General features: G+C 47.2%; 2 protein-coding genes. Both read right to left on the bottom strand.

From position 1 onward, the window contains the following. Positions 1 to 230 precede the first annotated feature (230 nt). Positions 231 to 458, bottom strand: coding sequence for a YgdI/YgdR family lipoprotein (locus tag ACFCV3_RS42700; RefSeq protein ID WP_000719360.1), 228 nt, complete (start codon positions 456 to 458; stop codon positions 231 to 233). Between the two features lie 21 nt (positions 459 to 479). Beyond that, a partial coding sequence (locus tag ACFCV3_RS42695; RefSeq protein ID WP_376041202.1) for a YgdI/YgdR family lipoprotein occupies positions 480 to 875 on the bottom strand: 396 nt, incomplete at its 5' end.

Here is an 875-nt window from a genome sequence, read left to right as displayed (position 1 = left end):
CAACGGATGTTATGGTAAAAGCATGATGCCTGGCGGGTACGGAAAAATTGTGGCGACCGAGCCTGCAGACGCAAAAATCCGGCCCATACTTATTCGTCTCCTTCATCAGGAATGCAGTACTATCCAGCCACTGCAGGTATTTGGCCCCCAGCGGGGGCTTTTTTTGCCTGTTGTTGGGGCAGATAAAGAAAAGGGCCGCATTAGCGGCCCTTTTCGGAGAGAGCGATGCCTCAATGCGGAATTTCAGAGACTTCTTTAACGTCGGCTTTATTGATCTGCTGTTTGACACCATTTGCGTCTTTATAGCCCAGCAGGCCTGAGTCTGATTCTGTAGGCTTGCCGTCGCTGACAATTGTACGCCCGTCGTTGGTGTGGATGGCATAGCTTGTGCGCGTGCAGCCGGTTAGGGCTGAAAGCGCAACTGCCGCTGCGAACACTGAAACAAAAATCTTTTTCAAAGCCAGCTCCTTTTATCCGTATCAGTTGTCTAGTTCACTCATGTTGGTAATTTTGTCACGGTTGATCTGTTCGGTTCGGCCTGTATGGGCATCTTTGTAGGATACTAACCCCGTATCACTGTCAACTTTGGGTTTGCCGTCTGTAACGATAGTGCGACCATCTGTGGTTTTTATTTCTTGGTTTGAAGAACATCCAGCAGCGGCAAAGGTCACCAACGCGACCATCATGGCCGCCAACAGCGTTTTTTTATTCATAATAGGTTCCCTGCTTAAAGGTAAAGTGGATATGGTCACTAACCATCTAAGTATAGGTCGTTTTTTCATGCGAAAAGAGGATTGAAGGTGGGCATCATGCCCAGCAGTAAAAATGAATGAAAAACGATTTTGGAATGTTGCTTGTTTTTGAGGATTGAAATG

The organism is Kribbella sp. NPDC056345, assembly GCF_042262745.1.
Lineage (GTDB): Bacteria > Actinomycetota > Actinomycetes > Propionibacteriales > Kribbellaceae > Kribbella.
The sequence above is the reverse complement of the archived record's forward strand: the minus strand, read 5'-3'. Positions and strand labels throughout refer to the sequence as shown.